Source organism: Actinokineospora sp. (assembly GCF_052390155.1).
Lineage (GTDB): Bacteria > Actinomycetota > Actinomycetes > Mycobacteriales > Pseudonocardiaceae > Actinokineospora.
The window spans coordinates 1-26,413 of record NZ_JBQTHF010000019.1 but is presented as its reverse complement, the minus strand read 5'-3'; the positions used below and the strand labels follow the sequence as shown (position 1 = coordinate 26,413).

The window sequence follows — 26,413 nt, the reverse complement described above, 5'->3', positions numbered from 1 at the left end:
AGTCCCCGGTGCCCGAGGGATACGGTGTCCTGATCGACGAGTTGGGCGCGCACGCGGGCCGCCTCGACGCGCTCAACGACAAGCTGGACACGGCCCTGCTAGCCGCGCGGCAGGCCCATCTGGGCGACCAGGCGTACGGCGTGGTCTGCCAGTTCTTCGTGCCCATGGTGCGCGCGGTGAGCGAGCCCGGCGTGGCCGTCATCGGCAAGGCGGCCGAGACGGTGGACGCGACCGCGACCGGCGTCCGCGACACCGCCCGCGCGTACGGCGACACCGAGCAGACCAACACCAAGCCCTTCACCGGCGGCCCGAGATGACGAACCCGCTGGTAGCCGAGCGACAGGACTCGACCAAGGTCTACAGCGGCATCGGCGTCGCCGAGTCCGCGCTCGACCTCTACAACGGTGTGCGCGACGGCTCGTGGATCGAGGGCGGGTTGGGGCTGGCGGGCACCGGCCTGGAGGCCTTCTCGCTCAAGGTGGACCCGCTCGGGCGGCTCGGGCAGTACGCGGTGTCCTGGGTGATCGAGCAGGTCAAGCCGCTGCGGGACGCGTTGAACTGGCTCGCGGGCGACGCCGACCAGATCGCCGCGTACGCGCAGAGCTGGAAGAACGCGGCCAAGGCGGTCGGCGGGGTCGCCGAGGGACTCAAGACCGAGGTGGCCAACGGCACCTCGGGTTGGACGGGTCCGGCGGCAGACGCCTACCGGCGCAACACGGCCGAGCAGGGCGACTACATCACCGCCGTGGGACGGGGCGCGGACACGGTCGGCACGGTCGTGGAAGTCGTCGGCGTGCTGGTCGGGGTCGTCCGGGGTTTTGTCCGCGACCTGGTCGCGGAGTGCGTTTCGACGCTGGTGGTCCGCATCCCGCAGTGGCTGGCCGAGGCCGGGGTGACGCTGGGTTCGGCGACGCCGCACATCGTGGCGTCGGTGGGTTCGCTGGTGGCGCTGTGGGCCGAGCGGATCGCGGAGGTGATCGCCAAGCTGACCCGCTCGCTGGCGAAGCTGAGCCCGATGCTGACCAAGCTCGGCGAGCTGTGGGTGTCGATCACGTCGGGCCTGGAGAAGCTGCGCGCGGGCACGCGCACCGCGACGCCGAACGCCCTTGATTCGGTCCACACCATGAGCGCCGCCCCGGGCGACACAGCAACCAGCGGGGCGAGGCCGCAGGCGGGGACCGAAACCGCGCCCAGCTCCGCGCAGGGCGACGTGCCCACCCCGCCGGAGGGTGCAGGCGGCCCGACGCCCGGCCTGTCGACCGCGTCGCGCGGGGGCGAGCACTGGTTGCAGAGTGTCGGCGGCAAGCTCACGCCCAAGGAGTTCACCGAGTTCAAAGGCGCCATGGCCAAGCTCAGCGCCGATCCGGTGCCCGGCCAGGTGCCCGGGTCGGGCCAACTCACCCCGCACGAGCGCGACCTCATGGCGCGGGCGATGAAGGAGGTCGACATCACCGGCGGCACGGTGATGCAGAAGGTGCTCCCGGAGGCCGCCGTCGCGAAGTACCTCGACGGTACGAACAGCCCCGAGGTCGGCGGGTTCGTCGCCCGCCAGCAGGACGCCGGGGCGTTGCGCACGCCTGCCGATCTCATCAGCGGCAACCGGCTCGACTACCCGAACTCGCCCTACAGCGCGAGCCAGAGCCACATCAGCGTCATGGAGTTCCCCGCGGGCGACCCGTCGCTGTACAAGACCCCGGTCGGCGCGCCCGCCGTGCCCGGAACCCTGCCCTCGGACTCCCCGGCGGTGCTGCACGCGAGGGACGAGATGGTCGCCGCCGCGGAGCGGGCCGGGGTCGATCCGCGGACGTACACTCCGACGATCAACGAGTGGCCGTACACGGGGGCGGGCGTCACCGGGCACCCGACGAAGGGGGTCCCGGAGTTCGTGCTCACCGAGCGGGTGCCGATCCCCGAGGGTGCCACGATCAGCAGGTACGACACCGGGGGCAACAAGGTGCTGGTCGCGACGTACGACCGGGTTCTCGGGTGGGTGAAACCGTGAGGTACACCGGGCCGCGCACCGGCCAGTTCGCGGTGATCGACGGTGTCACGCACCCGTGTACCTATTCGCCGACCGAGGACCGCGTGGTGCTCAAGTCCAGGCAGGCGGAGAACCCGGACGGCGCGCTGTTCGGGTGGCACGACCGTTATCAGGGCTGGGTTGCCGACCTGCCCGGGGAGCGCTGCGACCGGGTGTACGCGGCCCGCTCCTACGCCCGGTGGCAGGGCCACCGAGTCGCGATCGATGCGGTGGCGGAGGCGGCCACGGTGACCTACGCCGACGACAACGGCGCCTGGGCGGCCGAGCACGGGTTCACCCAGGTCGACAAGTACACCTACCAGCGGGACGTCCCCGCCGCCGAGTTGCACGACGTGCACGAGGAGCAGCGCGACCTGAGGTTCCGGTCGTGACCTCGGTGCCGGGGTCGGGCGGTCTGGGGCAGCACGAGCGGGTGCTGACCGCCCGGGTGCACACCATGGTCGCGCTCGACGCGGACACGGTGATGGTCAAGGTGCTGGCCCCCGGCGCGCTCGATTGGTACCTGCGCGGCGAGGTGTCGGCCGGCGTGGTGGGCGCGCGTCCGCCGTTCGACTTCCGGCTGGTAGGGGGCACTGTTGCGCGCAGGCAGGACTGCGTGCACCTGCGCACGCCCCGCGATCACCTTCAGGCGTTCCGGCTCGACTACGCGGGCAGCCCGTTCCACCCGGACCTGCCGGAGCTGCACACCATGGAGTTCCCCGTGCTCCACCCGGACCACTTCGTGGTGCCGTTCGGCGCGCCCACGGCGCTCGACCTGTCCGCGAGTTCGCCTGCGGTAAGGGATTCGGCGTACGCGATGACCGCTGCGGCCCGGGAGGCGGGCGTCGACCCGAACACGTACCGAACCGAGATCGCGCCGTGGCCCTACACCGGAACCGGGCTGTCGGCGGGCGGCGACCTGGCGCTGCCGCTGTGGTGGCGGCGGCCGGGCATCGTGCCGCGCGGGGCGCGGATCATGGCGCACCCGGGCAGCAGGCCGGTCGCGATCTACCGGCCGGGTTGGGCGGACCTGCGATGACCCCGCGAACCGGCATCTTCGCCGTTGTGCGGGGCCTCGAGTTCGCCGCCGACTCGCACCCGGAGAACGGCGTCGTCATCCTGCGCAGCGACACCCAGGGCAGCGGTTTCGTCTGGGACAACGGAACCTGGCGCGCCGAGGTGTCCATAGTGGACTGCGAGCGGCTCGACGAGGTGACCACGCGCGCGGACTACCTCGGCCACGAGTGCCACGTCGTCGGCATCGCCGAGGACGGCTCGACCGGCCTGTACTACCTGGGCCCGGAGAAGTCGAAGGCCGCCGCCGACGGGTTCGTCCAGATCGACCCGGGCACGTGGGCGAAGAACGTCAGCGTGCGCGAGTTGTCCAGGCTGCGCGAACACCACGCGGATCTCCTGTTCGCCGACTGGGTGCGCTCCCGGTAGCGGCTGCTAAGACCTCGCGTGGGCGTCGAGGATGTGGGCGACGGCTTCGGTGACCCGGGTGGCCTGGGCGACGTGCAGCCATTCGTCGGGGACGTGGGCGTTGCTGTCGGCGCCGAGGGCTCCGGTGATCACGAACTGCGCCTGCGGATACTGCTCGGCGAGCATGCCCATGAACGGGATGGAACCGCCGAGGCCGATCGCGCGCCACGGGTTGCCGAACACCTCGCCGGACATCGTGTCGAGCGCGGTGCGCAGCCACGGCGCGAGGGCGGGGGCGTTCCAGCCGTCGGCGTACTCGGAGCGGGCGAGTTCGACGGTGGCGCCGTAGGGAACGTCGACGGTGAGCGCCTTGCAGACGGCTTCCAGCGCGGCCGACGAGTCCGCCGTGGGCGGGAGCCGGAAGCTCAGCGTGAGTGTGGTGAACGGCCGCAGCACGTTGCCCGCGTCCACCGGCTCGGGCAGCCCGGCCGCGCCGATCACCGACAGCGTGGGCCGCCAGCTCCCGTTGAGCACCAGCTCGACCTCGTTGTCGGACACGGGCGCGGTCGAGTCGATCAGCGGGAACGCGCCGCGCACCAGGCCGGGGGCGGCGTCGACGGTGGCGCGGGCCTCGGCGGTGCGGTCGGCGGGGATGTCGACGTACATCTCGGACAGCAGGATCTCGCCGGTCGCGGAGTCCTCGATCCGGTCGAGCAGCGCGCGCAGCACCCGGAACGAGCTGGGCACGATGCCGCTGGCCAGCCCGGAGTGCTGCCCGGCCCGCAACACCCGCACGGTGACGTCGACCGACGCGAGCCCGCGCAGCGATGTGGTCAGCCACATCCGCTCGTAGTCGTTGCCCCCGGAGTCGAGACAGACGACGAGCGAGACGCGGCCGAGTTGATCGCGCAGGTGGTCGAGGTACGCGGGCAGGTCGGGGCTGCCGGACTCCTCGCCGGTCTCCAGCAGCACGACGCACCGGCCGTGCGCGCCGCCCGACGCGCGGACCGCCTCGATGGCGGCCGTGGCCGCGTAGCCCGCGTACCCGTCGTCGGCCGAGCCTCGGCCGTAGAGCCTGCCGTCGCGCAGCACGGGCTGCCACGGGCCGAGCCCCTCGGACCAGCCGCCGACCGGTGGCTGCTTGTCGAGGTGGCCATAGAGCAGGACTGTCCCCGTGTCGGTGACGCCCTCGGTGGCCGGGACGTCGACGACAAGCAGCGGCGTCCGCTCCGGCAGCCGGACCACGTCGACCCGGGCGCCGTCGATGGCGCGGGCGGTGATCCAGGCTCGCAGGTGCTCGACGGCGGCGTCGAGGTGGCCGTTGGCTGCCCAGTCGGCGTCGAAGTGCGGCGAGAGGGCGGGGATCGCGATGAAGTCCTGGAGGCTGGGCAGGATTTCCGTCTCCCACAACCGCCGGACCGTCTGCTGCGCTGCTGTCGTGTCCACCACACGATCCTGCCACCATGCCGACCGTGAACGCATGGCTGCCGCGTTCCGGTCATCGTGTCCCGGGTCCGCCCTCAGCGCCAGCCACCGCCCAAGCAACTTGACGCTGCCAATTTCGCGGCATCACGATGACCAACGTGCGAACCATCCTGACTCTCGACGATGACGTTACCCGGTTGGTGAACGACGCGGTCCATCGCGAACGTCGCCCGATGAAGCAGATCGTGAACGACGCGCTGCGCCAGGCCCTGGCGCCACGCATTCCACGGCAGGTGCCCTACCGCTTGACGCCGCACGAATCGGCCGTGCGGCTGGGGTTCGACCCAGCAGGCTTCAACCAACTGGCAGACGAGTTGGCGGACGAGGCGGTCATCGACAAGGCGCGGCGCCATTCATGATCGTTCCCGACTCGGGGCTGACTCCGTAGGCGGGCGTTCAGGATCCGGCGGGAGAGATCACGGGCACGTGCGTGGGCTCGGCCGATGCCGTCAACATGGGCTCCGTGGTGCACGGGTCCCCGATCATCACCCGGTACTCGGGCGGGGCGGCCATCGCGGTGATGCGACCTTCCTTGATCAGGGCGTCGTTGGCGCGCAGCATCGGTATCGCCTGCTCGATGACCGAGGCGAGGGTGACCACGCAGCTTGTGGACAGATTGAGGGTCACCACCAACTCCGTGCGTTCGCTGCCGACGGTGATCTCCAGGTAATCCTCGAATACGCGGTACTCGATCGGCCCCTCGTTCAGATCGAGCATGGCCATCAGCGCATAGGGCGTTGCCACGTGTGCTTGCCCCTTTCAGTCCGTGGTTTCCGCGTCGTCCCAGCGTTCGGGTTCGGCGTCGACCCAGATCACCCGGGAGTCGATGCCCGCGCGCGCGAGCAGGTCGATCACGCGGTCCACGCTGGCGTACCGGCCGGACACGCCGGTCTCGTCCAGGCTGACGAAGACCTGGTCGGGCTGCGCGAGGCCCCAGCCGAGCACGGCGGCGTCCCAGCCGTCCGGGGCCATCCCGACCACCGCGAAGCGGCCGGTGGGATAATTCATCGCCCACTCCGTGAGTACGGTCATAGCCTCGTCGGCACTGATCGGGAGCAGGTGGCCGTTCTCGTCCAGAACGCAGGACGGCATTTCGTGTGTGGTTTCCATGGCCATCACCGTGGCACCGGTCTCGAATATCTCTCAGCGTGAGACGTTCATCCGATCGTGTACTTCCGTTGCCGAGTTGATCGCTGATGGGATAACCGCCATGACCGAGAGACAAGGCAGTGCGCGCGCCCGCGCCCTGGCGGCGGAACTCAAGGACCTGCGGGCGCGGTCCGGCCTGAACACCAGGGAAGCCGCGAAGCTGGTCGGTATCTCACCGGCCAGCCTGAACCGGGTGGAGTTGGCGATCCGGGTGTCCAACCCGGAGGAGGTGTCCGCCCTGTTGGTGGTCTACGGCGTCTCCGGTCTGGAGCGCGAACGCGTCCTGGAGCTGGCACGCGAGGCCACCGCGTCGGGTTGGTGGGAGACCGGCGGCGCTCTGCCCAAGCAGCTCCCGACCCTGATCACCTTCGAATCCCAAGCCACCCGAATAGCCCAATTCCAGCCACTACTGATCCCAGGCTTGCTACAAACACACGCCTACATGCGGGCCGTCATGGAGCGCAGCGGCGTGCCCGATGTCGATACCGACATCCGCGTTTCGGCCCGCGCAGGACGGCAAACCGTGTTGACCCGCAAGGTGCCGCCTCGCTATCAAGTGATCATGGACGAAGCCGCCTTGCGCCGCCCGTTCGGCGGGCGTGAGGTGATGGCCGAGCAGATTCGCCGAGTGATCGAGATCTCGAAGCTGTCCAATGTGACCGTGCAGGTGATCCTCTTCCAGCAAGGCGGTTACCCGATCTACGGACCTTTTCAACTGTTGGAATTCGGCAAGGCACCCGCGATCGTGCACCTCGAACACAAGCAGGCATCCGGCTTCCTGGACAAGCCGGAGGACACCGGCCCGTTTCAGCGACTGACCGATACGCTCGCGGCGGCGGCGCTGGGACCTGCCGAATCAATGGAGTTCCTGGCGTCCATCGCGACCGAATACGACCGAAAGTGAGACACCATGGACCTCACCAGCGCCCGGTGGCGCAAGTCCAGCCGCTCCGGCTCGGAGACCGACTGCGTGGAGATCGCCCACGTCGAGTCCGAGGTCGCGGTGCGCGACTCCAAGAACCCGCGCGGCGGACACCTCGCCATCCCCACCCACGCCCTGCACCACCTGACGCACCACGCCACCCAGCACTGACCGCACCCGTCACCGAAGGGATCACCATGGACCTCACCAGCGCGAGGTGGCGCAAGTCCAGCCGCTCCGGCTCAGAGACCTCGTGCGTGGAGGTCGCCTACGTCGAGTCCGACGTTGCCGTGCGCGACTCCAAGAACCCGCACGGCGGGCACCTCGCCATCCCCACCCGCGCCCTGCGCACCCTCACCCGGCACGTCGGCTGAGGGGATCTTCAGCCGCGCTCGGGCAAGCTCGGTACTGGACTCGTGGCCGTGCCAGTTCCCGCTGACGGCCACGAGTCCACCTGATCACGTGATTTAAGTCACATCGACGTCGCGTACCTGCGCGCGAAGCGCGTCGGTGGACAGGCGAAGGAACGGCCGACCCCCGAATAACGAAACCCCACCCCGGCCCCAGCGGCCGGGGTGGAGACATTCGTATTTGCAGCGACGCTCAATCAGTCGCGTTCGTGCTTCGCCACCGCATCATACTCGCCGAACTGTGGGATGCCCTCCCAATGGGTCGAGACATCAACCGAATGGCGGTCCACCGACTCGATTGTCTCGGCCCGCGAATCGTCGGTTTCCTGGCGACAGATCCCCTCGGGCGTGAAGGTGTACGACTCGATTACCAACGGTCCATGGGGATCTCCATCTGAATTCTCGTCATAGGTGTAGGTGATGATCTTCCGAAGGAAGAGTCGCCCGTCTATGGCCCGGAAGTTGTAAACCAGGCTGTCTCGCCCGTGACTGTCCTGGAAATGGGTGGCCACGAAGTCGTTCTCCAGGCGAACGTGAACCAGGATCCGCAACCGGCTGAATCGGTAGTAACCGCAGTGTAGAGGTTCCCCGATTCGTGACGTCGGCGCGCCTCAATCTCATCGAACGGTGTCAGTGGCTTGTCCAGCATATAATTCCACTGTTCACAGTACGTCCAAGCCACTTTAGCCTCTTAGTGTCATAGGGTGAGTGCTCCGGTGAGCCGAGTGTTACGGATCATGCGACCCGGCTGGTACTTGTTCGCGTGCTCTGCCAAATACCCCTGCCACGTCTCCGGCTTGATCTCGGCTATCTGCGTGTGCTTTCGCAAGGCAATTTCACGGCCCGACCTCTACGAGTCGAGCACCTTCTGTCGGGCACATTCCAAGCCAAGCGAGTCATCGGTGGCATCCTCGGTGAACACCTGCTCGAACCCGTCCGGCGGGACACAGCATCCGCTGGACGGCCGAGTGGAGACGCGGGCTCGACCCGCACGGTCCGTAGTCGGTAGGGCGGAATATCATCACCTCTACCGCGTACCTGTGCTCATGGCAGTTGACCGAAGGAGCCCGTCCGTGTCTGCAACCCGCCCTGACGCCCCGGCCCAGCGAGTACTGGTCCCGGCCGGGACGACGGCCGCCGAGGCTATCGCGGGTACCAAACTGCCCACGGCCGGCCCCAACGCCATCGTGGTCGTCCGAGCGCCTGACGGCGCGTTGAAGGATCTCGCTTGGTCTCCCGACGACGGCGTCGAAGTTGAGCCGGTCGCCATGTCCAGCCCGGATGGGTTGAACGTGCTGCGCCACTCCACCGCGCACGTGCTTGCCCAGGCGGTCCAAGAGCTGCACCCGCACGCGAAGCTCGGTATCGGCCCGCCTATCGAAGACGGCTTCTACTACGACTTCGACGTTGCCAAGCCATTCCAGCCGGAGCACCTTGAGGCTATCGAGCTGCGGATGCGGGAGATCATCAAGAGAGGTCAGCGGTTCCAGCGCCGAGAGTTTCCCTCGCTGGAGGATGCGCGGGCGGAACTGACCAACGAGCCGTACAAGCTGGAACTCATCGACATCAAGGGTGAGGTTGACACCGGCGAGGTCATGGAAGTCGGGTCGGGCAACTTGACGATCTACGATAACGTGGACATGCGCACCGGAGACACCTGCTGGTCGGATCTGTGTCGCGGTCCGCACCTGCCCTCAACGAGGTTGATCCCGGCTTTCAAGCTCATGCGCAATGCGGCGGCATACTGGCGCGGCAATGAGAAGAACAAGCAGCTTCAGCGGATCTACGGCACCGCGTGGCCGACGCGCGACCAGTTGAAGGACCATCTCCAGCGCCTCGAAGAGGCCGCGAAGCGCGACCACCGCAAGATCGGCGAAGCACTGGATCTGTTCGCATTCAGCGACGAGATCGGACGCGGTCTGCCGCTGTGGATGCCCAACGGCACCATCATCCGGGATGAACTGGAGGATTGGGCGCGGGTGACCGAGCGCGGACTGGGGTACCAGCGCGTCGTCACGCCACACATCACCAAGGACGCCCTGTACTACCTGTCCGGGCACCTTCCGTACTACGAAGATGACCTCTACTCCCCAATGGAGATCGAGGACGAGAAATACTACCTGCGGCCGATGAACTGCCCGCACCATCACATGGTGTACAAGGCTCGGCCACGGAGCTACCGCGACCTGCCGTTCAAGATCGCCGAGTACGGAACCGTCTATCGGTTCGAGCGCAGCGGCCAGTTGCACGGCATCATGCGGACCCGTGGGTTCACGCAGAACGATGCCCACATCTACTGCACGCTCGACCAGGCCAAGGACCAGTTCCTCGAAGTCATGAGGATGCACGACGACTACTACCGCGCGCTGGGGATCACCGACTTCTACATGGTTCTGGCGTTGCGCGACCCGGCAAACACCGACAAGTACCACGACGACGCGGCGATGTGGGACAACGCCGAGCGCATCACGCGTCAGGCGATGGAAGAGTCCAACATCCCGTTTGTCGAAGAACTTGGCGGCGCTGCGCACTACGGCCCCAAGGTCGACTTCATCATCCGCGCAGTCACCGGCAAGGAGTTCGCGGCCTCGACCAACCAGGTCGATTTGTATACGCCAAGCCGTTTCGAGCTTGGATACAATGACTCGGACGGGACCGAGAAGCAGGTAGCAGTGATCCACCGCGCGCCGCTCGGCTCTCACGAGCGATTCGTCGGCTTCCTGACGGAACACTTCGCGGGCGCGTTCCCGGTCTGGCTCGCCCCGGAACAGGTCCAGGTCATCCCGGTCATGCCGGACATGAACGACTACGCTTACAAGGTGCGCGACATCCTGTTCGAGGCCGGTTTGCGTGTCGACGTCGATGCCGGCGATAGCCGGTTGAACGCCAAGATCCGCACGGCGGTCACAAGGAAGATCCCGCTGATTCTCGTTGTGGGCCGCCGCGAGGCAGAACAGCAAACGGTGACGGTGCGGTACCGGTCCGGCGAAGAGACGTCCATGGCCGTGGACGCGTTCGTGGAGCACGCCTTGGAACTGGTGCGCAGCAAGAGCCTCGAAGGCGCTGGGCACCTGTGGCGCAAGGACGACGCCAAGGCCGACGAGTGACCCCTACGAGCTAGCCGTATGGCCCCTTCTGATGCTTGCCGAGCACTCGAAGCAAGTGATCCGAAGCGCCGGCGATCACGTGCTGTGGCATCACGTAGTTCAGGAACGGATAGAACCGCTGACTGATGAAGCGACGGCCATACGTGGTGGTCAGTAGGTACCGGGTGCGCCCAGACTTATTCTGGGCGCCCCGGTGCCACGTTTGGCTGTTGACCAAGTACGCGTCCCCGGCGCGTGCGAGCAACGATGTGGGAAACACCCCTGACGGGAGCGCCGGACTGTACTCCGGCGCTTTCCCCGTCAGATGGCTTGCGGCAACAACCTGTGTCGGGCCGTGTGTCTCATCGTCCACGTCGCTGAGCACGACCATCACATTCAGGCTGTAACAGGGCAGCGCAGTGCTGAGGGCGAAAGGAGCGGGAGCGTCAGCCAGGAACGGGAAGAACAGCGCGTCGTCAATGTGCCAGTTCACGATCCCCGATCCGTTCGGCGTCCGCAGCGCGTTCTGCGCAACTACGTGGCAGTCCGAACCAAGGATCTGTTCCACGAGGCTAATGACAGGTTCCACGACCAGCAGGTCACGAAACGCTTGGTGGTACTCGAACATTCGCATGAGACCTACGTTGCCGCGCACGAAGTCCGAGTCGGCCGCCTTGTGCGTTTCGGGATCTCGGTGCCGTCGCTCGACCAACTCAGCAAGGCGTTGGGCGTCATCGCTCGGGATCAGAGATCGCAGTACGACGAAACCCTGTCGATTGAACTTGCCGACAATTCCCTCGGACACCGTGGGTACCCCGCCTGCCATCTCAGCGATCCGCGCATTCGCCGTCAACTCACAACGTCAGCGATAGTCCTCCTCTGGAACCTCGGGCGGCATGTGCTCTGCTCCGACCCAGATACGCGCGCTGAAGTCCTCATACTCCTGAGTGTTGAGCATGAACGAATGCCACACCATGTCGACCGGACCGGATGGCGCGTTGTGCTCGTCCGGAAAGATCATGGACAAGGCGACATACTGGCGGAACTCAGCGATGAGTGGGATCGCGTACTTCTCGAAGAAGTAGTCGCGGAACTCGACTGCCTTCTCATCCTCGACGCCTTCAAAATCTCCCTCTGACGGGTTAAAAATCAGCCACTGCTTCACTACCTCAGCCGCCCAGAAACGACAGTGCTTGTCCCACTGGGCGAACCACAACAGCAGTGGCCACACCTGCTCATTGTCGAACAGTCGGCCATCGCGCAGAAGCCGACGCGGACTCAGGCCGAGCAGCAGGAAGCCGAGATCGTACTGTTCCAAAAGGGTGAGGCGTTTCTGGAAAGTCTCGTCAAGATCCGGCTTGGCAGCAAGACACGGCCCAAGAACCGAATCTGGTTCAGCGACGAGCACGATCTTTTCCATCCCTACGACCTCGCAGGCGGCGTCACGCTGTAGCACTTGGAGCAGGTCCGCTCTCCGGCGGGCCAGTGGCGGTCGTTACGCACGCCGAAAACCGCGCTCATGCGGTCCTTGGTGTCATGGTAGATCGGCGCGTAACCTTCCGCCGTGATCTCGTTCGACGGCACATGCGTTCGCATCGTTTCCCCTTACGTCTATTCCAAAGGGACAGACCGGCTTCACGTTCTGGGAGCCTTCGAGTAGTACTCATGGGCTCGCCGGGTCAATTCACCTCCCCTTGATCAGCCAACCGTGGCCTGCGGATGCGGGCTACGGCCGTATGGGTGATCGGCGAGGCGTGCTCAGTAGCGCGTCGAGACAGTCCACCTGATCATGTGATGCAGGTCACGACTCGGGCGGCTTCGGGTCAGTCCTCGTCCGCGCTGCCCGCGCTGAGCTGCCCCGACCGTGTCGTGCTCTGACCCCCGAACGTCGGTTGTCCAATCGTTTTCCCAGCTCAGCGGCCCACGGTTGGTAACCAACGACCGGCACGAACTCACCGGTTCGGGGGTACGCGTGCCAGGATGTATGGGAGGAACCGTCAGCGCCGACGGTGGCCAACCGTCCACACCAGCGGCGGTGGCGACCGGTGGCGCGGCCGTACGCCGCCGCCACGAGCGGCTGCGCGGCCGGAGACAACGAGGAGAACGCGCATGTCGTCCCCAGAACAGTGGACGCACCCGGAGCCCCGGGGAGGCCCCCCGGCCACCGCCGCCGTACCGACGGCGAACCAGGTGATCGCGGGCCTGCGGGCGACCAGTGAGGGTGGCCCGGAACTGGTCCAACTGCTGACCCCCGAGGGCGAGCGGGTCGAGAACCCCGAGTTCGACCGCTACGTCGCCGACGTCACCGCCGACGACCTGCGCGGGCTCTACCGCGACATGGTGCTGATCCGGCGCGCCGACCGCGAGGCGAACGCCCTGCAACGCCAGGGCCAGCTCGGCATCTGGGTCCCGCTGCTGGGCCAGGAGGCCGCGCAGATCGGCGCGGGCCGCGCCATGCGGCCCTCCGACATGGCGTTCCCCAGTTACCGCGAACACGGCATCGCGTGGTGCAAGGGCGTGCACCCCAAGGAACTCCTCGGCATCTTCCGGGGCACGGACAACGGAAGCTGGGACTCCCACGCCACCCGGTTCCACCCGTACACCATCGTGATCGGCAACCAGGTGCTCAACGCCGCCGGATACGCGATGGGCCAACGCTTCGAGGGCAAAGTCGGCGACGACGACGGCGAGGCCACCATGGTCTTCTTCGGCGACGGCGCCACCAGCCAGGGCGACGTGCACGAGGGCTTCGTCTGGGCGGCGGTCTACGACGCGCCGCTCGTGTTCTTCTGCCAGAACAACCAGTGGGCCATCTCCGAGCCCACCGAACGCCAGACGCGCCTGCCGCTCTACCAGCGGGCGCGCGGCTACGGCTTCCCCGGCATCCGGGTCGACGGCAACGACGTGCTCGCCACCCTCGCGGTCACCCGCTGGGCGCTCGACGAGTGCCGCCACGGCAACGGCCCGGTGCTGATCGAGGCGTTCACCTACCGGATGGACGCCCACACCACCACCGACGACCCCACCCGCTACCGGCTCTCCGACGAACTCGAAGCCTGGAAGCTCAAGGACCCGATCGAGCGCGTCCGGGTGAACCTGGTCCGCCACGGCGACGCCGACCAGGACTTCTTCGACTCCGTCCAGGCCGACGCCGACGCCCTCGCCGTCGAACTGCGCGAATACTGCTTCGAGATGGGCGAACCCCCGATCGAGCAGATATTCAGCCACGTGTACGCCGAGCCGAACCCGTTCCTGGACGCCCAGCGCGACGAGTTCCTCGCCTACACCGCGGGCTTCGCGGGAGGAGAGCACTGATGGCCGCTCCCGTGTTGAACAAGGCGACCGCCGACTCGACGGTCCAGACGCTCACCCTCGGCAAGGCGCTCAACCTCGGCCTGCGGGCCGCGATGGCGGCCGACCCCAAGGTCCTGGTGATGGGTGAGGACGTCGGCAAGCTCGGCGGCGTGTTCCGAATTACCGACGGCCTGCAGAAGGACTTCGGCGAGCACCGGGTGCTGGACACCCCGCTGTCGGAATCCGGGATCATCGGCGCCGCGGTCGGCCTGGCCGTGCGCGGCTTCCGACCGGTGTGCGAGATCCAGTTCGACGGCTTCATCTTCCCCGGGTTCGACCAGATCGTCTCCCAGGTCGCGAAGCTGCACGCGCGCACGCTGGGCCGGGTGCGGGTGCCGATGGTGATCCGGGTGCCGTTCGGCGGCGGGATCGGCGCGGTCGAGCACCACTCGGAGTCGCCGGAGTCGTACTTCGCGCACACCGCCGGCCTGCGGGTCGTGGCGTGCTCGAACGCGGTCGACGCCTACTGGATGATCCAGCAGGCCATCCGCAGCGACGACCCGATCCTGTTCTTCGAGCCCAAGCGGCTCTACCACTCGGCGGTCATGAAGGCCGCGGTCGACACCGAGGCCACCCCCGGCCCGCTGTTCGCCTCGCGGGTGCTCCGCACGGGCACCACCGCCACGGTCGTCGCCTACGGCCCGTCGGTGAAGGTCGCGCTCGACGCGGCCACCGCCGCCGAGGACGACGGGCACTCCCTGGAGGTCATCGACCTGCGCACGCTGTCGCCGCTGGACCTGGTGCCGGTGTTCGAGTCGGTGCGCCGCACGGGCAGGCTCATCGTGGTCAGCGAGGCGCCTTCGGAGTCGTCGCTGACCTCGGAGATCGCCGCGCGCGTGCAGCAGGAATGCTTCTACTCGCTGGAGGCGCCCGTGCTGCGGGTGACCGGGTTCGACACCCCGTACCCGCCCGCGAAGCTCGAAGAGCACTTCCTGCCCGACCTCGATCGGGTGCTCGACGCTGTCGACCGCTCGCTGGCGTGGTGAGCGATGCCTGAGTACAAGAGCTTCCCCCTGCCCGACACGGCCGAGGGGCTCACCGAGGCCGAGATCCTGCTCTGGCACGTCAAACCGGGCGACACGGTGACGGTCAACCAGATCATCGTCGAGATCGAGACCGCGAAAGCCGCTGTCGAGCTGCCGTGTCCGTGGGCGGGCGTGGTCACCGAGCTGCACGTCAAGCCCGGCCAGACTGTCGACGTCGGCACACCGATCCTGACCATCGACGTCGATCCGGGCGGGGCCGCCGCGCCCGCGCCCGCCTCGACCAACGGTGCCGCGCCCGCCGAGACCGAGGAGGAGATGAAGCCGCTGGTCGGCTACGGCTCCAAGGCGGTCACCGCGAAGCGCCGGGCGCGCAACGGCCCGGCCGTGCCGCGGGAGGCCGCCGCCGCTGCCGCGCAGAGCACGGTCGGCGCGGCGTTCGAACACGCCCAGGGCCCGGTCCCGGCGGTGGAGGAGCAGGCCACGCCGTTCGCCCACAGCCTGGCGCCGGTCGCGCTGGTGGATCGGCCCGGCGGCCATGTGCCGCTGGCCAAGCCGCCCGTGCGCAAGCTGGCGAAGGATCTCGGCGTCGACCTGCGGTCCCTGGCGGTCGCGGGCGGCGTGATCACCCGCGCCGACGTCGAGCGGGCCGCGGCCGTCCCGGCCAGCCACCATCAAGACATCGCCGTCCCGGTCGCCGCGGCGGCCCCGGGTGCCCGCGAGCGGCGGGTGCCGATCAAGGGGGTGCGCAAGGTCACCGCGCAGGCCATGGTCAGCAGCGCGTTCACCGCGCCGCACGTCACGGAGTTCCTCACCGTCGACGTCACGCCGATGATGGACCTGCGCGCCAAGCTCAAGACCCACCCGGCCTTCCGCGGCGTCAAGCTCACCCCGCTGGCGTTCTGCGCCAAGGCGGTGGCGATGGCGGTCAAGCGTACGCCGGAGATCAACACGAGCTGGGACGAGGCCGCCCAGGAGATCGTCTACAAGGATTACGTGCACCTGGGCATCGCGGCAGCCACGCCGCGCGGCCTGATCGTGCCCAAGATCCGCGACGCCGAGGCGTTGTCGCTGCGCGAGCTGGCCGAGGCCCTGGAGGCCCTGACCACCACCGCCCGCGACGGCAAGACGCCACCGGCCGACATGGCCAACGGCACCATCACGATCACCAACGTCGGCGTGTTCGGGGTCGACACCGGCACCCCGATCATCAACCCGGGCGAAGCCGCGATCCTGGCGTTCGGTGCCATCCGCGACACCCCTTGGGTGGTCGACGGCGAGGTCAAGATCCGCAAGGTCTGCCAGCTCGCGCTGAGCTTCGACCACCGCCTGGTGGACGGCCAACAAGGCTCGGAGTTCCTGGTCGACGTCGGCGCCCTCCTGGCCGACCCGGCGATGGCGATCACCTTCTAGGTGTGTGGGCGGGGAGCCTGCGCGGCTCCCCGCTCACGCCTTGGGCAGGTCGAAGTAGCCGATGAGGGTTGCCGCGAAGGCGATGTCGCCCTTGACTTTGACCTTCCCGGACAGGAACAGCATCGGGACACTGACCCCGCCGGTGATCACCCGCAGGAAGTCGACCGGCGCGACGGTGAGCGTGACGCGGGGGTCGTCGGTCGGCTCGTCGCCGGAGAAGCACCGGCCGTTGTCGATCACCGTCTCGAACCGGTCGTAGCCGCCGTCGCCGTCGAGGAACCGCCAGTGGACGACCGCGCGCAGGTTCGCGGCGCGCTCGCGGTCGAGGTGGTCGGTCATCCGCCGGAACACCTCGGCGAACACCACGTGCCGCAGCTGCGGGTGCGCCATCAGCTCATCGAGCTGCGCGCGGGAGGCGCGACCGAGGAACCGGACGAAGGTGTCGGTGCGCATACCCGCCAGCTCGATGCCCGTTCCGGTGCTGCCCAACATGTCCAGCACCTCGATGAGCTGCACGAACTGGCGGGTGTCGAGCTTGGCGGGGTCGATGGCCTCGGCGAAGCCGTCGAGGTCGACCACCGTGCGGGGCGCGATCCGGTGCCACCTTGGCTTGCGTTTGCGGCGCATGCCCGCAGTGTGCATCACGGCCGGGGGAGGTCGAACAGGCCGATCAGACCGGCCGCGAAGGCGAGGTCGCCGCGCACCTTGAGCTTGCCGGTCATGAACAGCACCGGAGCCGAGGCGTTGTTGGTGATGAGCTTGAGGAAGTCGACGGGCGACACGGTGATGGTGACCCGGGAGCGCTCGTCCATCTCCCGGCCGACCGTGCACACACCGTTGTCGATCACTGTCTGGTACCGGTCGTAGCCGCCTTCGCCCGCGCCGCCCGTGAGCCGCCAGTGGACGACGGCGTGCAGGTCGCGGACGCGGTCGGCGCGCAGGTGGCTGCCCATCCGGCGGAAGACCTCGCCCAGCACCCGCGCCCGCAGCCCGGCGTCCTTCATGATCGACTGGACCTGGTCGCGGGAGGCGTGCGCGATGATCCGGGCGAAGGTCTCGGCGCCCATGCCCGCCAGGTCGACGTCGGCGCCCGCCTCGGCCAGCCGGTTCAGCGAGCCGAGCAGGGCGGTCAGGTCGTTCTTGCCGAGCGTCCGCGGATCGATCGCGCGCCCGATAGCATCGACGTCGATGTCCATCGCGGCGACGTCGGCAGGATTCATTCGATCGAGTAGTTCGATCAGCTCCCGCGGCGTCAGCGCACCGATGGCACGGCCCGAATCGGACATGGACACCTCCCTGTACCTACTCTGGAGTAGGTTACGGGCGGGTAGGTTGGCTGGCAAGTTCTGCACCTAGGAGGTTCGGCGTGAGCGTCGACGAGGAGCGTCGACCGGCGCGCGCGAAGCGCCTGCCCCGCGAGGTCCGGGAACGCCAGATCCTCGACGCGGCCGTCCGCGTCTTCTCCCGACACGGCTACCACAACGCCTCCATGGACGAGGTCTCCGACGTCGCCGGGGTGTCCAAGCCGATGATCTACGCCTACCTGGGGCACAAGGAGGACCTGTTCGCCGCCTGCATCCGGCGCGAGGCCACCCTGCTGATGGAAGCGATCGCGGCGGGCGTCCGGGCTGAACTGCCCCCCGACATGCAGCTTTGGCACGGTCTGCGCGCGTTCTTCCAGTTCGTCGGCGCCCAGAAGGAAAGCTGGCGCGTCCTGCACCGCCAGGCCACGTCCCAGGGCGGCCCGTTCAGCGAGGAACTGCTCGCGATGCGCAGCCGGGCCATCAACCTCGTGGACGCCCTGCTGGTCCGCTCCGCCACCACCAGCGGCCTCGACGAAACCGCCACCAAGTCGACCGAGGCCCTGGCCGCCGCCCTGGTGGGCGCGGGCGAATCCCTGGCCGACTGGTGGCTGGACCACCCGGACGTCCCGGAGAAGGTCGTCGCCTCCTGGCTGATGAACCTGGTCTGGATGGGCTTCGGCGACCTCGTCACCGGCACCGTCTGGACCCCCACCCCGGAATGAACCATTCACACCCGAATCCTGGTACAAACAACGAGACCCACCCATAGGTCGCGTTCCCTTTTGGGCAACTGGCCGCAAGCCGGCGCGCAAGCTTCGGCGAAGGCGGCGGCTATAGGAGCAGGTTCTCGTGTGCCCAACCCTGCCCACAGAGACCTCCACACTCGCCGCAGACTCCGCTTCACTGTCATCGGGATGCGCAACTCACCAGCAACGGACTACTGATGGCATCGGGAGCCGATCTGTCATGACGAATGCCAATCCGGGCGATGTGCTCTTCCACCCCGTCCCCTTTACGAGCCCCTTCTCCAGAAAGCATGACGTGGATACCCTGTTGGCGGCGGATCCAGGAAGTCATTTCGTCATCAGGGGGCCAAGCCAGGCCGCACACCCGGACACGGTGTGGTCTGCGGTACGCACCCAAGAGGGTCGCACGGCGCTGAGGCAGGCTCACGCGGAAGGGCCTGGTGTCGAGCAGAAGGTCAGGATCAGATTCAGACCCACAGTGTGCCGAGCATCCGTTTACCCGTTGAAGGTCATGTCGGCGGACCTCCAGTTCATATTCACCCTGCAGAAATTCGCCGACCGGGAAACCGGTGACTACGTCGCGGCTGCGGGCGGCGATCTCCAGCTGATGCGACCGTTCAGGATAGTTTCCGACAAGGGATCGGTGAAGATTCAACCCATAATTGAGTGGGCGCGACTGGATTTCGATGTCTTCATGTGGGCCTTCGCTGACGGAACTTCTCACGCGGAGGTGCAGTGGAACCTCAGCTACACCATAAAGGAAGGTTTCGGTGGCAACGGTGACACGCGGCTAGGCAGCGGCCAGTTGACCGTTAGCTCCGTGGGCGTGGTAACCGACCAACCCCGGCGACCGCTGATTTCGCCCTTCAACGTAACGTAGCCTTGCAGCGTAATCTGTTCGCCATTCGCGCTACGGAACGACCATTCAGAGCGCGGTGATCGTGCCCGCCAGGTGCGGCTTGCGGTCGCCGAACAACGCGAAGTCCCAACCGCCCGCGTGCGGTGTGGCCGAGAAGGCGACCTTGGCGGGCAGCAGCACCGGCAGCTTGAACCGGACGTCCACCGAGTACGCGGCAGGCAACCTGCCCTCGAACGCGGCCAGGCAGCGGGCCTTGGTCCACATGCCGTGGGCGATCGCGCGGGGGAAGCCGAACAGCCGGGCGGTCAGCGGGTGCAGGTGGATCGGGTTGCGGTCGCCGGAGACCTCGGCGTAGCGCCTGCCGATGTCGTCGGGAACGCGCCACGTCGCCGAGGGCCTCGGTGGCTCCGGGTAGGCATCGCGACCAGCCGACCCCGAGCCCGGACCGCGCCGCAGGTAGGTGCTGACCTCGTGCCAGACGGCTTCCCCCTCGACCAGGGCCGCGCTGACCATGTCGAACTGGGTGCCCTTGGCGTGCGGTCGCAGATTCGCCGCGTGCACCCGCAGGGCGAACTCCTCATCGACGCGCAGAGCGCGGGTCTGGGTGACGCGGTTGGCCAGATGCACCGACCCGACCAGCGGAAACGGGAAGTCCGCGTCGGTCATCAGCTTGACCTGCATGGGGAAGCCGAGCACGTGCGGGTAGGTCGCGGGCACCTCGTCGGTGAGCCCGAACCCGCACACCCGGTCGTACGCCGCGAGCTGCCGAGGATCGACGCGCACACCGGACCGCGTGTACACCCGGTCCGGCAGCGCCCCGCCGCGCTTGGTGAACCCCGCGAGGACGGCCTTGGGGAACAGCACACCCAGGTTGGGCGACTCCGTCAGCTCCATCACGCCCCCAGCAGGCTCTGGCCGCACACCCGCACCACGTTGCCGTTGACCGCGCCCGACGCCGGATTGGCGTACCACGCGATGGTCTCGGCGACATCGACCGGCAGTCCGCCCTGAGACAGGCTGTTCATCCGCCGCCCCACCTCGCGGATTACCAAGGGAACAGCGGCAGTCATCGTTGTCTCAATGAATCCGGGTGCGACCGCGTTGATCGTCATCCCACGCTCGGCGAGCAGCGGCGCGTACGCGTCGACCATGCCGATGACGCCCGCCTTGCTGGTGGCGTAGTTGGTCTGGCCGACATTTCCCGCGACGCCCGCGATCGACGAGACGCCGATGATGCGGCCGCCCGCGCGCAGCACACCGTCCAGCAGGGCGTCGTTGACCTTGAGCTGGCAGGCGAGGTTGACCGCGAGCACCGCGTCCCAGCCGCCGTCCGTCATCTTCGCCAGCGTCTTGTCGCGGGTGATGCCCGCGTTGTGCACGACGATGTCGACGCCGCCGTGTCGCGCCTTGAGGTGCTCGACAAGCCGGGCCGGAGCATCGGCCGCGGTGATGTCGAGCTGCACCGCGGACCCGCCGACACCGTTGGCGACGGCGGCGAGGTCGGCGCCTTGGGCCGGGATGTCGAGGGCGATCACGTGCGCGCCGTCGCGGGCCAACACCTCGGCGATGGCCGCGCCGATGCCCCGGGACGCGCCGGTGACCAGGGCGACCTTGCCCGCCAGCGGAACAGCCCAATCGTCCGGCACGGTGACATCGCCGCCGTGTGTACCGACCCGGACGACCTGGGCGTCGACGTACGCCGACTTGGCGGAGAGCAGGAAGCGCAACGTGGACTCGACCTTGTCCTCGGCGCCCGGCTCGACGTAGACGAGCTGTGCGGTGGCGCCTCGTTTGAGTTCCTTGCCGACCGAGCGGACGAAGCCTTCCAGCGCGCGTTGCGCGACGGCTTCGCGGGGATCGGCCGGGTGCGGTGTGCCGAGCACGACCACGCGGCCGCACGGGCCGACCGACCTGATCACCGGGTGGAAGAAGTCGTACAGCTCGCGCAGCGCCTCGGGGGTGGTGATGCCTGTCGCGTCGAAGGCGAGCGCGGCGTGGCTGTCCTGCGGAACGGTCAGCACCTCGATCCCCGCCGACTTCATGGCGGCGCCGATCGAGTCGGCCAGCCGCCCGCCGGGCGCGCCGCCGAGCAGAGCGGGGCCGTCGAGCGCGGGCTGACCAGGTGAGAACCGGCGCAGCGGCGTCGGGTTGGGCAGTCCGAGCCGCTGCACGAGCAGCCGTCCGACGCCGGAAGTGCTGAACTGTTGGTAGCGGTCAGTCATCAGTATGCGCCTCCCTACTCGTTAGTAAGCCTACTTGCGAGTAGGTTAGGCTGCCAGTACAGCACCGGAACAGGAGGACGCAATGGCCCCGAGTCGCGTGCGCCGCGTCGCCGTCCTTGGCGGGAACCGTATCCCCTTCGCGCGGTCCAACGGCCCGTACGCGGCGGCGTCGAACCAGGACATGTTCACCGCCGCGCTGGACGGCCTGGTCGCCCGCTTCGGCCTGCGGGACGTGCGCCTCGGCGAGGTCGCCGCGGGCGCGGTTCTCAAGCACAGCAAGGACTTCAACCTCGCCAGGGAGAGCGTGTTGGGCAGTAGGCTCGCGCCCGACACCCCGGCCTACGACGTGCAGCAGGCGTGCGGCACCGGGCTGCAGGCGATCATCCAGGTCGCCAACAAGATCGCGCTCGGCCAGCTCGACTCGGCCGTCGCGGGCGGCGTCGACACCACCAGCGACGCGCCGCTCCAGGTGAACGAGGATCTGCGGCACATCCTGATCGCGCTCAACAACGCCAAGTCCGTCGGCCAGCGGCTCGCCCTGGTGGCCAAGCTCCGGCCCGGCCACATCGTCCCCGAGATCCCGCGCAACGCCGAGCCGCGCACCGGGCTGTCGATGGGCGAACACGCCGCGGTGACCGCCCAGGAGTGGGCGATCAGCCGCGAGGCGCAGGACGAACTGGCCGCCGCGAGCCACCAGAAGCTCGCCGCCGCCTACGAGCGCGGTTTCTTCGACGATCTGGTCACCCCGTTCCAGGGCCTCACCCGCGACCAGAACCTGCGGCCCGAGTCGAGCGCGGACAAGCTGGCCAAGCTCAAGCCCGCGTTCGGCGGCCCGGACGGCACCATGACCGCGGGCAACTCCACCCCGCTCAGCGACGGCGCGTCGGCGGTGTTGCTGGCCAGTGAGCAGTGGGCGAAGGAGCGCAGCCTCCCGGTCTTGGCCTACCTGACGTTCTCCGAGACCGCCGCCGTCGACTATGTCCACGGTGGCGAAGGTCTGCTGATGGCGCCCGCTTACGCGGTGCCGCGGATGCTGGCGCGGGCCGGCCTGAGCCTGCCGGAGTTCGACTTCTACGAGATCCACGAAGCGTTCGCCTCGCAGGTGCTGGCCACGCTGGCGGCGTGGGAGGACGTGGCGTTCGCCAAGGAGAAGCTGGGCCTCGCCGAGCCGCTGGGCTCGATCGACCGGGCGAAGCTCAACGTCAACGGCTCCTCGCTGGCCGCGGGCCACCCGTTCGCCGCGACCGGCGGCCGAATCGTCGCGACGCTGGCGAAGCTGCTGCACGAGCGGGGTTCCGGCCGCGGCCTCATCTCGATCTGCGCGGCTGGCGGCCAGGGCGTGACAGCCATCTTGGAGAAGTAGCCCTCTCTAGCAATTCCGCTAGAAACATCTAGCGACCCCAAGTCATCAGGTCACCGGGCTGACACTCCAAGACCTCGCACAGCTTCGACAGGGTGGAGAAGCGGATCGCCTTCGCGCGGCCGTTCTTCAGCACGGAGACGTTGACCGGAGTCAACCCGACCAGCTCGGCTAACTCGGCCACGGTCATGCCGCGGTCGGCGAGGAGTTTGTCGAGGTGGACCCGGATGCCGTGCGGCTCCTCGGGCGGCGGCATCAGATCGTGCCTTCCAGTTCTTCGCCCATCCGCACCTCGATCTTGAGCAGCCTGGACACCAGCAGGGCCGTCGCGCCCGCGAACACGCACCACCACGGGAAGTTCATCTGCAACTCCTGCGACCACGCCGAGAAGGCCCCGTTGAAGTCCGACTCCGCCAGACCGGCCCGGTACTCGGCGGTGTTCTCGATGAGTTTCTCGGCCAGTTCGTAGACGAACACATACTGGACGGCTTCGGCTATCGGGCCTGCGATGAGCACGAACCAGCCGAGCGTGCGCAGCCTGCCCGGCGTGACCGGCGAGTGCAGACCCGGGCGGACCGCCCCCCACAGGAACCAGCCGAGCAGGATCAGCGTGATCGCGCCGAACGCGATGCTCGGCAGCGTGGCGCCGAGCGACATGAGCAGGTCGGTGGTGTCCGGTCCGGTGAAGGGATTGGGGCACAGCCGCGCGGTGGCGGCCATCACGACCGAATCGGAGCCGATGACCTGGGTGGCGCCGGTCGCGGGACCTACCGGAGCGGCGTGGCCCGCCTCGACACATCCCCTGGTCGCCGACCTGATCGTGCCGTAGTTCACCAGCCCGTACGCCGTCGCGAACAGCAACCCGACCCCGGTGGCGATCCGCTTGTCGGTGGTACTCAGCGGCTCCCGAAGGCGGCTCATCAACTTCGTCATGAGCAAGCTCCCTACCTATCGTTTATCGATGACATCGACAAACGATAGCATCGATAGTCGATGCGTCAAGGACACGCCGTAGCGGTTTCTCGATCAATATCGGGTTCGCGCTAGAAACGGGGATACCGTCGGATGATGGACCCGGTTCGGAACCCGTTCGCACCCGGCGCGGGACAGCGCCCGCCGGAGCTAGCAGGCCGCGAGAAGGAGCTGACCGCGTTCGAGGTCGTCCTGGAGCGCGTCGCGCGGGGACGGCCCGAGCGGAGTCTGGTGCTGACCGGGCTACGCGGCGTCGGCAAAACGGTGTTGCTCGGTGAGCTGCGGTCGATGGCCGTCCGCCGGGGCTGGGGCGCGGGCAAGATCGAGGCCCGCCCGGAGGCCGACCTGCGCAGGCCGCTCGCCGCCGCGCTGCACCGGGCCGTGCGCGACCTCGCCGTCCGCCACCGCGCGCCGGACCGGGTCGAGGCGGTGCTCGGCGTGCTCAAGGCGTTCGCGCTGCGGGCCAATTCCGACAACGCCAAGCTGCGCGACCGCTGGCAGCCGGGCATCGATGTGCCTGCCGCGCAGGGCCGCGCCGACTCCGGCGACATCGAGATCGACCTGGTGGAGCTGTTCACCGACGTGGCCGAACTGGCGCAGGACGTCGGGACCGGGGTCGCCGTGCTCATCGACGAGATGCAGGACATCGGCGCGGACGACATCTCCGCCCTGTGCGCCGCCTGCCACGAGCTGTCCCAGTCCGGCGCGCCGCTGGTGGTGGTCGGCGCGGGGCTGCCGCACCTGCCCGCGGTGCTGTCGGCGAGCAAGTCGTACTCGGAGCGGCTGTTCCGCTATGTCCGCATCGACCGGCTGAGCCGGGAGGACGCCGAGCGGGCCGTGCTCGCCCCGGTGCACCGCGAGGAAGCGGGGATCACCCTGGACGCGCTGGACGCGCTGTTCGAGTGGTCCGGCGGGTATCCGTACTTCATCCAGGCGTACGGCAAGGCCGCGTGGGATGCCGCGCCCGCCGACCCGATCACCGCCGAGGACGTCGGGGTCGCCGCGCCGGAGGCCGAGGCCGAGTTGGCGGTCGGCTTCTTCGGCTCGCGGTACGAGCGCGCCACCCCCGCCGAGCGCGAGTACCTGCGGGCGATGGCCGAGTTGACCGAGGGCAGGGACGAGGGCGCGGGCACCTCCGATGTGGCCGTCTACCTGGGCCGCAAGCCGTCGTCGCTGTCGCCGGCACGGGACAGTCTGATCAAGAAGGGCCTGATCTACTCCGCCGAGCGCGGCCGGATCGCGTTCACGGTGCCGCACTTCGGCCGGTACCTGCTGGGCATGGACGAGTAACTCTCCCGCCGTATCTAAATCCATAGCAAAAACACTAGAAATAGCTAGATGCTGCGATCAAGCGTTGCCCCGGAGTCGAACGTTGTCCGCCCAGCCATCCACCGTTCAGGACAGAAGCCGGTTAACATCGGTTAACTGCCGATGATTCATCGGCATGTGCGCTAGTTCACCGGACAAACGGGTGCATTCGGCGGCTGTCGGGTGCATACTTGAGGCATGCCGCTCAGCCAGAGCCGCAAGAAGCTTCCGAAGGGGATGCAAGCGCCATGAACATCGCTGCGAAGATCCGAGCCCGCCGCGTCGAGGCCCGTACTCGCAAGGCGGTGACCCGCGCGATCGAGCAGGCGGCAACACCGTCGATGCGCCACGAACTGATCACCCTGGCCCAGGCCCAGCAAGTCACCTGGCGCTAACCCCGAGAGCCGATCGTGAATGTGATGCAGGGCACATTCACGATCGGTGTAACGCCGCCGGGACGAAGCACGATGTTCCGGTTGACCCCGCAGTGCTGGCGGACCCCCGACCTGGCAGCACTGCGGGGTTTCCATTGCCCTGCTCGCGGCTGCGCCGCTTCGCTGGGGACCCCTTCGTCATTGTCTCTGGGGGCCGAGCCCCCAGGCCCGACGGTGCGTCATCTCTTGAACCAGCGTGGGTCACTCGGGCTTCGCCCTCGCATTGGTGCCGTAGGAACTGTGGTCGCCCGCTGTGCGGGCTCTCTTGAACCAAGGTGGGGCGCTCGGGCTTCGCCTCGCATTGGATAGGTAACGAAAAAGACTGGGTTGTCCACGGTGCGATCCTCTACCGAGGGCTGGCCGTGGGTGGTGTGAGCTTCTGTCGACGTGGTCGGCGGGGGCTTATTTTGCGTTGGGGGAGTGGGGGTTAGGGTTGGGGTTGGATACTTTGGGGATGTTCTTGGGTGTGGATGTGGGGGGTACGAAGGTTGCGGTCGGGGTTGTGGACCGGGGCGGGGTGGTTGTCCGGCGGGAGCAGCGGGCTACGCCTCGGGGGGATGGGGAGGCCGTGTTCGAGGTGGTGCGGGCGTTGGTCTTGGAGATGGCGGGGGGCGGGGGTACGGGGGGCAGTGCGGGTGGTGGTGAGGGTGAGCGGGGGGGCTTCGGCGGGATCTTGGGGGTGGGGGTTGGGTGTGCGGGGCCGGTTGATGGGGGGCGCGGGGAGGTTTCGCCGGTCAATATTGGGGGGTGGCGGGGGTTTCCGTTGCGGCAGCGGGTTGCGGAGTTGATGCCTGGGATGCCGGTTGTGTTGGCTGGGGACGGGGTTTGTATGGCAGTGGGGGACCAGTGGGTGGGAGCGGGGAGCGGCTCGTTGTCGATGGTGGGGGTGGTGGTGTCTACGGGCGTTGGGGGTGGGCTGGTGCTCGACGGTCGGGGATATGGGGGGCGCACGGGCAACGCCGGG

General features: G+C 68.0%; 31 protein-coding genes. 19 read left to right on the top strand and 12 right to left on the bottom strand.

Annotation, left to right across the window (positions count from 1 at the left end; all coding sequences use genetic code 11):
- The first annotated feature begins 8 nt into the window (after nucleotides 1-8).
- The 5 genes from ACT4N7_RS07705 to ACT4N7_RS07685 are packed head-to-tail and all read left to right on the top strand — an operon-like array spanning nucleotide 9 to nucleotide 3,463.
- Entirely contained in the window at nucleotides 9-317 is a 309-nt protein-coding gene (locus tag ACT4N7_RS07705) for a type VII secretion target (RefSeq protein ID WP_444827909.1), read from the top strand.
- Nucleotides 314-2,002, top strand: a complete 1,689-nt coding sequence (locus ACT4N7_RS07700; RefSeq protein ID WP_444827908.1) for a WXG100 family type VII secretion target — start codon at nucleotides 314-316, stop codon at nucleotides 2,000-2,002. The genes ACT4N7_RS07705 and ACT4N7_RS07700 overlap by 4 nt, the downstream gene beginning before the upstream one ends.
- Nucleotides 1,999-2,412: a hypothetical protein gene (locus ACT4N7_RS07695; RefSeq protein ID WP_444827907.1), complete on the top strand. Its 414-nt coding sequence runs from the start codon at nucleotides 1,999-2,001 to the stop codon at nucleotides 2,410-2,412. The genes ACT4N7_RS07700 and ACT4N7_RS07695 overlap by 4 nt, the downstream gene beginning before the upstream one ends.
- The gene (locus ACT4N7_RS07690; protein ID WP_444827906.1) at nucleotides 2,409-3,059 is read left to right on the top strand and encodes a hypothetical protein; all 651 of its coding nucleotides are present in this window, start codon (nucleotides 2,409-2,411) and stop codon (nucleotides 3,057-3,059) included. The genes ACT4N7_RS07695 and ACT4N7_RS07690 overlap by 4 nt, the downstream gene beginning before the upstream one ends.
- 26 nt (nucleotides 3,060-3,085) lie before the next feature.
- Nucleotides 3,086-3,463 (top strand): hypothetical protein, encoded by a 378-nt coding sequence (locus ACT4N7_RS07685; protein ID WP_444827905.1) that lies wholly within the window; start codon nucleotides 3,086-3,088, stop codon nucleotides 3,461-3,463.
- A 6-nt stretch (nucleotides 3,464-3,469) separates the two neighbouring features.
- On the opposite strand, the gene ACT4N7_RS07680 is transcribed toward ACT4N7_RS07685, so the two are convergent.
- Nucleotides 3,470-4,924: a M20/M25/M40 family metallo-hydrolase gene (locus ACT4N7_RS07680; RefSeq protein ID WP_444827904.1), complete on the bottom strand. Its 1,455-nt coding sequence runs from the start codon at nucleotides 4,922-4,924 to the stop codon at nucleotides 3,470-3,472.
- Nucleotides 4,925-5,025: 101 nt separating this feature from the next.
- Here ACT4N7_RS07680 and ACT4N7_RS07675 point away from each other — a divergent pair, with 101 nt between their 5' ends.
- A complete protein-coding gene (locus tag ACT4N7_RS07675; RefSeq protein ID WP_444827903.1) occupies nucleotides 5,026-5,286 on the top strand; it encodes a hypothetical protein in 261 nt (86 codons plus the stop codon).
- A 37-nt stretch (nucleotides 5,287-5,323) separates the two neighbouring features.
- Here the strand turns inward: ACT4N7_RS07675 and ACT4N7_RS07670 are convergent, their stop codons facing one another.
- Both ACT4N7_RS07670 and ACT4N7_RS07665 read right to left on the bottom strand, forming a co-directional pair.
- A complete protein-coding gene (locus tag ACT4N7_RS07670) occupies nucleotides 5,324-5,671 on the bottom strand; it encodes a hypothetical protein (protein ID WP_444827902.1) in 348 nt (115 codons plus the stop codon).
- Nucleotides 5,672-5,686: 15 nt separating this feature from the next.
- Nucleotides 5,687-6,037 carry a hypothetical protein gene (locus ACT4N7_RS07665; protein WP_444827901.1) on the bottom strand — a complete coding sequence of 117 codons (351 nt, stop codon included), beginning with the start codon at nucleotides 6,035-6,037 and terminating at the stop codon, nucleotides 5,687-5,689.
- Between ACT4N7_RS07665 and ACT4N7_RS07660 the strand changes: the two genes are divergently transcribed.
- The 3 genes from ACT4N7_RS07660 to ACT4N7_RS07650 are packed head-to-tail and all read left to right on the top strand — an operon-like array spanning nucleotide 6,036 to nucleotide 7,372.
- Nucleotides 6,036-6,980, top strand: coding sequence for a helix-turn-helix domain-containing protein (locus ACT4N7_RS07660; RefSeq protein ID WP_444827900.1), 945 nt, complete (start codon nucleotides 6,036-6,038; stop codon nucleotides 6,978-6,980). The genes ACT4N7_RS07665 and ACT4N7_RS07660 overlap by 2 nt on opposite strands.
- A gap of 6 nt (nucleotides 6,981-6,986) precedes the next feature.
- On the top strand, nucleotides 6,987-7,169 hold the full coding sequence (locus ACT4N7_RS07655; RefSeq protein WP_444827899.1) for a DUF397 domain-containing protein: 183 nt from the start codon (nucleotides 6,987-6,989) through the stop codon (nucleotides 7,167-7,169).
- Nucleotides 7,170-7,195: 26 nt separating this feature from the next.
- The gene (locus ACT4N7_RS07650) at nucleotides 7,196-7,372 is read left to right on the top strand and encodes a DUF397 domain-containing protein (RefSeq protein ID WP_444827898.1); all 177 of its coding nucleotides are present in this window, start codon (nucleotides 7,196-7,198) and stop codon (nucleotides 7,370-7,372) included.
- A gap of 233 nt (nucleotides 7,373-7,605) precedes the next feature.
- Here ACT4N7_RS07650 and ACT4N7_RS07645 read toward each other — a convergent pair whose 3' ends face one another.
- Nucleotides 7,606-7,920 (bottom strand): hypothetical protein, encoded by a 315-nt coding sequence (locus ACT4N7_RS07645; RefSeq protein WP_444827897.1) that lies wholly within the window; start codon nucleotides 7,918-7,920, stop codon nucleotides 7,606-7,608.
- Between the two features lie 561 nt (nucleotides 7,921-8,481).
- Here ACT4N7_RS07645 and thrS point away from each other — a divergent pair.
- A complete protein-coding gene (gene thrS / locus ACT4N7_RS07640) occupies nucleotides 8,482-10,515 on the top strand; it encodes a threonine--tRNA ligase (protein WP_444827896.1) in 2,034 nt (677 codons plus the stop codon).
- 10 nt (nucleotides 10,516-10,525) lie between these two features.
- Here thrS and ACT4N7_RS07635 read toward each other — a convergent pair whose 3' ends face one another.
- Both ACT4N7_RS07635 and ACT4N7_RS07630 read right to left on the bottom strand, forming a co-directional pair.
- Complete coding sequence (locus ACT4N7_RS07635; RefSeq protein WP_444827895.1) at nucleotides 10,526-11,299, bottom strand: phytanoyl-CoA dioxygenase family protein; 774 nt, start codon at nucleotides 11,297-11,299, stop codon at nucleotides 10,526-10,528.
- Nucleotides 11,300-11,356: 57 nt separating this feature from the next.
- Nucleotides 11,357-11,914 (bottom strand): hypothetical protein, encoded by a 558-nt coding sequence (locus ACT4N7_RS07630; protein WP_444827894.1) that lies wholly within the window; start codon nucleotides 11,912-11,914, stop codon nucleotides 11,357-11,359.
- Nucleotides 11,915-12,603: 689 nt separating this feature from the next.
- Between ACT4N7_RS07630 and pdhA the strand changes: the two genes are divergently transcribed.
- The 3 genes from pdhA to ACT4N7_RS07615 are packed head-to-tail and all read left to right on the top strand — an operon-like array spanning nucleotide 12,604 to nucleotide 16,244.
- Nucleotides 12,604-13,809 (top strand): pyruvate dehydrogenase (acetyl-transferring) E1 component subunit alpha, encoded by a 1,206-nt coding sequence (pdhA, locus tag ACT4N7_RS07625; protein ID WP_444827893.1) that lies wholly within the window; start codon nucleotides 12,604-12,606, stop codon nucleotides 13,807-13,809.
- Complete coding sequence (locus tag ACT4N7_RS07620) at nucleotides 13,809-14,834, top strand: alpha-ketoacid dehydrogenase subunit beta (protein WP_444827892.1); 1,026 nt, start codon at nucleotides 13,809-13,811, stop codon at nucleotides 14,832-14,834. Before pdhA ends, ACT4N7_RS07620 begins: the two co-directional genes overlap by 1 nt.
- Before the next feature lie 3 nt (nucleotides 14,835-14,837).
- Nucleotides 14,838-16,244, top strand: coding sequence for a dihydrolipoamide acetyltransferase family protein (locus ACT4N7_RS07615; RefSeq protein WP_444827891.1), 1,407 nt, complete (start codon nucleotides 14,838-14,840; stop codon nucleotides 16,242-16,244).
- A gap of 33 nt (nucleotides 16,245-16,277) precedes the next feature.
- Here ACT4N7_RS07615 and ACT4N7_RS07610 read toward each other — a convergent pair whose 3' ends face one another.
- Both ACT4N7_RS07610 and ACT4N7_RS07605 read right to left on the bottom strand, forming a co-directional pair.
- Complete coding sequence (locus tag ACT4N7_RS07610) at nucleotides 16,278-16,871, bottom strand: SCP2 sterol-binding domain-containing protein (RefSeq protein ID WP_444827890.1); 594 nt, start codon at nucleotides 16,869-16,871, stop codon at nucleotides 16,278-16,280.
- A gap of 14 nt (nucleotides 16,872-16,885) precedes the next feature.
- Nucleotides 16,886-17,530, bottom strand: a complete 645-nt coding sequence (locus ACT4N7_RS07605) for an SCP2 sterol-binding domain-containing protein (RefSeq protein ID WP_444827889.1) — start codon at nucleotides 17,528-17,530, stop codon at nucleotides 16,886-16,888.
- A gap of 80 nt (nucleotides 17,531-17,610) precedes the next feature.
- On the opposite strand from ACT4N7_RS07605, the gene ACT4N7_RS07600 reads away from it, so the two are divergent.
- Nucleotides 17,611-18,270: a TetR/AcrR family transcriptional regulator gene (locus ACT4N7_RS07600; protein ID WP_444827888.1), complete on the top strand. Its 660-nt coding sequence runs from the start codon at nucleotides 17,611-17,613 to the stop codon at nucleotides 18,268-18,270.
- A gap of 244 nt (nucleotides 18,271-18,514) precedes the next feature.
- Nucleotides 18,515-19,174, top strand: a complete 660-nt coding sequence (locus tag ACT4N7_RS07595) for a hypothetical protein (protein WP_444827887.1) — start codon at nucleotides 18,515-18,517, stop codon at nucleotides 19,172-19,174.
- Nucleotides 19,175-19,219: 45 nt separating this feature from the next.
- Here ACT4N7_RS07595 and ACT4N7_RS07590 read toward each other — a convergent pair whose 3' ends face one another.
- Together ACT4N7_RS07590 and ACT4N7_RS07585 are read right to left on the bottom strand one after the other, a co-directional pair.
- On the bottom strand, nucleotides 19,220-20,047 hold the full coding sequence (locus ACT4N7_RS07590; RefSeq protein WP_444827925.1) for a MaoC family dehydratase: 828 nt from the start codon (nucleotides 20,045-20,047) through the stop codon (nucleotides 19,220-19,222).
- Nucleotides 20,047-21,375 (bottom strand): 3-oxoacyl-ACP reductase, encoded by a 1,329-nt coding sequence (locus tag ACT4N7_RS07585; protein ID WP_444827886.1) that lies wholly within the window; start codon nucleotides 21,373-21,375, stop codon nucleotides 20,047-20,049. The genes ACT4N7_RS07590 and ACT4N7_RS07585 overlap by 1 nt, the downstream gene beginning before the upstream one ends.
- 82 nt (nucleotides 21,376-21,457) lie before the next feature.
- Between ACT4N7_RS07585 and ACT4N7_RS07580 the strand changes: the two genes are divergently transcribed.
- Nucleotides 21,458-22,738 (top strand): acetyl-CoA C-acetyltransferase, encoded by a 1,281-nt coding sequence (locus ACT4N7_RS07580; RefSeq protein ID WP_444827885.1) that lies wholly within the window; start codon nucleotides 21,458-21,460, stop codon nucleotides 22,736-22,738.
- 28 nt (nucleotides 22,739-22,766) lie between these two features.
- Here ACT4N7_RS07580 and ACT4N7_RS07575 read toward each other — a convergent pair whose 3' ends face one another.
- Both ACT4N7_RS07575 and ACT4N7_RS07570 read right to left on the bottom strand, forming a co-directional pair.
- Nucleotides 22,767-22,991: a helix-turn-helix domain-containing protein gene (locus ACT4N7_RS07575; RefSeq protein WP_444827884.1), complete on the bottom strand. Its 225-nt coding sequence runs from the start codon at nucleotides 22,989-22,991 to the stop codon at nucleotides 22,767-22,769.
- Complete coding sequence (locus tag ACT4N7_RS07570; protein WP_444827883.1) at nucleotides 22,991-23,668, bottom strand: hypothetical protein; 678 nt, start codon at nucleotides 23,666-23,668, stop codon at nucleotides 22,991-22,993. Before ACT4N7_RS07570 ends, ACT4N7_RS07575 begins: the two co-directional genes overlap by 1 nt.
- A gap of 135 nt (nucleotides 23,669-23,803) precedes the next feature.
- On the opposite strand from ACT4N7_RS07570, the gene ACT4N7_RS07565 reads away from it, so the two are divergent.
- From ACT4N7_RS07565 to ACT4N7_RS07555, 3 genes are all read left to right on the top strand, one after another.
- Entirely contained in the window at nucleotides 23,804-24,997 is a 1,194-nt protein-coding gene (locus ACT4N7_RS07565; protein ID WP_444827882.1) for an AAA family ATPase, read from the top strand.
- Nucleotides 24,998-25,263: 266 nt separating this feature from the next.
- On the top strand, nucleotides 25,264-25,410 hold the full coding sequence (locus tag ACT4N7_RS07560) for a hypothetical protein (RefSeq protein WP_444827881.1): 147 nt from the start codon (nucleotides 25,264-25,266) through the stop codon (nucleotides 25,408-25,410).
- A gap of 493 nt (nucleotides 25,411-25,903) precedes the next feature.
- On the top strand, nucleotides 25,904-26,413 hold a 510-nt coding region (locus tag ACT4N7_RS07555), incomplete at its 3' end, for an ROK family protein (protein WP_444827880.1).